Below are 3,861 nucleotides of genomic sequence, written 5' to 3'. Positions count from 1 at the left end.
CACCTACGACAATGTTGCCAACAATTTAAAACTTGAAAAAAGTATTTCCAGAAAACTTTTATGTCCAAAAGTAAGAGCTCCATTTATTTATGACGCTAATGACGAACTAATTATCAGCTTTAATGTAGTGGATTAATAATGAGCATATTATTTAAATGGAATGTTATGAACAGTAAAGAAAGATTTGCCATACGAGTTAGTTATGAACCTGATAGGTTGGCAGAGGTATATTTATTAGACGCCTACACAAAATTAATGCCAGTGCTAAAGTATTCAGTAAATGCAAATAAAAAAGAACTTCAAGGAGGATCAAATGTTAACAGTAAGCTTATATGCAAGAGTTTCTTCAGAAAAACAAGTACAAGAGAATACGATTGCAAGTCAACTTTCAGCTTTAGAAAATAAAATTAAAGCAGATGGGCATGAATTGCTAGATGAACATAAATTCGTTGATAATGGCTATAGTGGATCTAATTTAGTTCGTCCTGCCTTAGAAAAATTACGTAATAAAGTAGCAGAAGGTAAAATTGACATAATCTATATTCATTCTCCTGATCGTTTATCGCGTAAATATGCATATCAGATGGTTTTACTTGAAGAATTACAGAAAGCAAAAGTAGAAGTAATTTTTTTAAATAATCAGATTAATGATAGTCCAGAAGCTCATTTATTGTTACAAATGCAAGGTATGATAGCAGAATATGAACACACAAAGATTACTGAAAGATGTCGTCGAGGAAAAATTTATGCAGCTAAAAAAGGTAGTGTAAATGTAATGTGTAGAGCTCCTTACGGCTACCGTTATATAAATAAACAGATGGAAGGAGGGCAAGCTCGGTTTGAAGTTCATGAAGAAGAAGCGGAAGTGGTTCGTAAGCTATTTTCTTGGATAGGCAGAGAAAGAATGAGTGCTGGAGAAGTATGTCGCCAGCTAAATACCATGTCTATCATGTCAGCGAAGGGAAAATGCTGGAATAAAGGCACGCTTTGTGGTACACTAAAAAATCCTGTCTATAAAGGACAAGCAGCTTTTGGTAAAACAAAGGTAGGTGCAAAGCTGCCGCAAATAAGACCATACAAACATTCCTGTGAACAACCTAAAAAGAATAGTTCTACCTATCGTGTTGAAAGGGAACATTGGATTTACATTCCAGTACCTAAAATAGTTGATGAAGATTTGTTTGATATAGTTCAAAAGCAATTAGCTGAGAACGCAAAAAGGCAAAGAGCAAGACAAATAGGAACAACTAATCTATTGCAAGGCTTATTGGTATGCAAGCGTTGCCAGTATTCTTATTATGCTAAAAGATATGGCAAGTCTCAAAAAAAATGTTATCGTTGTATTGGCGCAGATGCTTACCGTTTTGCTGGTAATAAGATTTGTAATAGTAAAACAATTCGTGCTTCTACATTAGAGACAGCTGTGTGGGAAGAAGTTAAAAGCCTATTAAAAAATCCAAACAGAATTTTAAAGGAATATCAGCGTAGGCTTTCAGAACTTCAAAAATCACCATGTGATCAAATAACTGATTCACTTAAAAAACAAGATGATAAGCTGAAACAAGGCATTTCAAGACTTATTGATAGCTATACTCAAGGGTATATTAGCAAAGAAGAATTTGAACCACGAATTAAAGCAGCAAAACAGAGCTTAAAAATAGTTGAAGAGGAAAAGAAAAAAATATTCAATCGAAAAAATCTACAACAAGAATTAACTCTCGTTGTAACCAATTTAGAAGAGTTTTTTTCCAATATTAAATCAAAGCTTGATGATTTAGATTGGCTAACTAAACGTAATGTTATCAGAATATTAGTTAAGCGAATTGAAGTTGATATTGAAGAAGTAAATATAGTGTTTCGAGTAAAAGATATATCTCATTCTACAGAACATAACAATGAAAAAGGTCAAAATTTACAACATTGTCGTAGTAGTCAAGTCTACCCAAATTGGGATTTTTTGCTCAAACAGCTCATTGATAACACTATACTTTGAGCTAACTTGCGATTCGTCGAGAATAACCATGACATCAACTCCACGCTTTTTAGCTTGAACCAAGGATTCAGCAATAGGCTTCGAGGTAAATTGGTATGCTTGAACCAACACAGATTTTTTAGCATAGTCTACAGAATCAATTATTAGGTTGGTGCAATTTTCTCCAGGCGTGAAGCAGACTGTGGCTTTTGGGCAGGAAACACATCCCGATAAAAGCGAACAAGTTAATAAAATCAATAAATACCTAACCATGGCAAAATACATCCTTTCAGTTGACGGAGGAGGCATAAGGGGCATAATACCAGCCATCATTCTAGCAGAAATAGAAAAAAGAACAAGAAAGAGAGTAGCTGAAATCTTTGATCTAATGGCTGGTACTTCAACCGGTGGGATTGTTGTGGCAGGATTATGTAAAAAAGATAAACCTCAATATTCAGCCAATGATTTGGTTGAACTTTACCAAGAGTATGGACCATATATTTTTAAGTCTTCATTCTTTAGACGATCAATACTATCTTGGTTTAATTGTGCATAATACCCACACAAAAACATCGAATCGATATTAGAAAAATATTTTGGTGATGATACTCTACAAAACACTTTGAGTAATGTACTGCTTACCAGTTATGATATTCATAACAACCATCCTTTCTTTTTTAAGAGCTGGAAAGAAGATAGAAATTTTATCAAACTCAAAGATGCATTAAGAGCCACAACTGCAGCTCCAACATATTTTGCACCTAAGTATCTTAAGGTCAACCAAAAAGAAATGGTACTGGTGGATGGCGGAGTATTTGCGAATAATCCAGCTGCTTGTGCATATGCAAACAGTAAAAAACTTTTCCCTAATGAAGAGATTATTCTGGTATCAATCGGCACAGGTCGGCTATCTAATCGAATCAAGTACAGGAAATTAGGGAAAATAGCTTGGATAAAGCCCCTATTAAATGTGATGTTTGCTTCGAGCCTTGATGTAGTGAATTATCAACTAGGTAACGTAATGGACGACAGATATATAAGAATACAATCACACCTGACAATAGCGTCGGCTGAGATGGATAATGTAACACCTAAAAATATTAAATGTCTTCAGCAAGAAGCAAATGCAATGATAGAGGACAACCAGGAAGTAATAGATAAATTTTTGAAATGCCAAGCAAACTAAAGAAATTATACCACAAAGCAAAGAAAGGTTTAAAAAACATAGTTTCGTCCGAAAAATATACTAATGGCCAAGAAGCTAAAACTTCAAACGATAAGCCAAAACCGCTACATGAGCAACCTCTAAAGATGATGGAGAAAACCTCTAAAGCAAAAAAAGATAAAAAAGGAATAAAAGAAAAAATAAAAAGCTTTAAAATAAAGAAAGCAAAACCCGTAAAAAAAGAGCTAAAAAAGGGCAATACGTTCAAAAAAGGCTTCAAAAAGCTAAAAGCAAAAGTAAAAAATTAAACCCAATAAAGGTTAAAAAAAATAAGATCATTGGAAGCAAAAAGTTAGCGCTTTTACTGACTTCTGGCACGATTGTGGCAATTTTGCCGATGTTTAATTTGGCCCCTTTTCCAGCCTTAGCCATAACTTCGGCATGTGTTTTCAGTATTAATTTTATTGCAGTAAAAACGTTAAAGAAAGTTATCAAACAATGCAAATTGGCTGCAAGACCCGAAGCTGAGCCAGAAAAACTAGAAGAGGTATCTGTTGAACAAGCGAAATCTAAGCAAATTTTCAGAGATGGCAAATAGATTTATTAAATAAACAATTACTTTTGCTTATATCTTAATATAATATCTCTGAGTACCCTGTTTTTAATCCAGAATTCAAGTCAATTCATTTTTGGACACTCACCCAACTCATCAGCAGTTAGGCCA

3 protein-coding genes and 2 pseudogenes are annotated in these 3,861 nt (G+C 34.0%); 4 read left to right on the top strand and 1 reads right to left on the bottom strand.

The features are described 5' to 3' along the window. Window positions 1–280: 280 nt before the first annotated feature. Window positions 281–1,993 (top strand): recombinase family protein, encoded by a 1,713-nt coding sequence (locus tag Wcon_RS10340; protein WP_114517976.1) that lies wholly within the window; start codon window positions 281–283, stop codon window positions 1,991–1,993. Here Wcon_RS10340 and Wcon_RS10335 read toward each other — a convergent pair. Beyond that, window positions 1,937–2,245 (bottom strand): annotated as a pseudogene (locus Wcon_RS10335) (phospholipase D-like domain-containing protein); the annotation flags it as partial. The gene Wcon_RS10340 and the pseudogene Wcon_RS10335 sit on opposite strands and share 57 nt — an antisense overlap. Between Wcon_RS10335 and Wcon_RS10330 the strand changes: the two are divergent. The 3 genes and pseudogenes from Wcon_RS10330 to Wcon_RS10320 all read left to right on the top strand — a co-directional run bounded on the left by Wcon_RS10330 (window position 2,244) and on the right by Wcon_RS10320 (window position 3,735). Further along, window positions 2,244–3,158, top strand: a pseudogene (locus tag Wcon_RS10330) (patatin-like phospholipase family protein). The pseudogenes Wcon_RS10335 and Wcon_RS10330 sit on opposite strands and share 2 nt — an antisense overlap. Next, window positions 3,143–3,445, top strand: coding sequence for a hypothetical protein (locus Wcon_RS10325; RefSeq protein ID WP_114517187.1), 303 nt, complete (start codon window positions 3,143–3,145; stop codon window positions 3,443–3,445). The pseudogene Wcon_RS10330 and the gene Wcon_RS10325 overlap by 16 nt, the downstream one beginning before the upstream one ends. A gap of 74 nt (window positions 3,446–3,519) precedes the next feature. Continuing rightward, window positions 3,520–3,735, top strand: a complete 216-nt coding sequence (locus Wcon_RS10320) for a hypothetical protein (protein WP_147269139.1) — start codon at window positions 3,520–3,522, stop codon at window positions 3,733–3,735. Window positions 3,736–3,861 lie beyond the last annotated feature (126 nt).

The organism is Wolbachia endosymbiont of Cylisticus convexus (genome assembly GCF_003344345.1).
The sequence above is the reverse complement of the archived record's forward strand: the minus strand, read 5'-3'. Positions and strand labels throughout refer to the sequence as shown.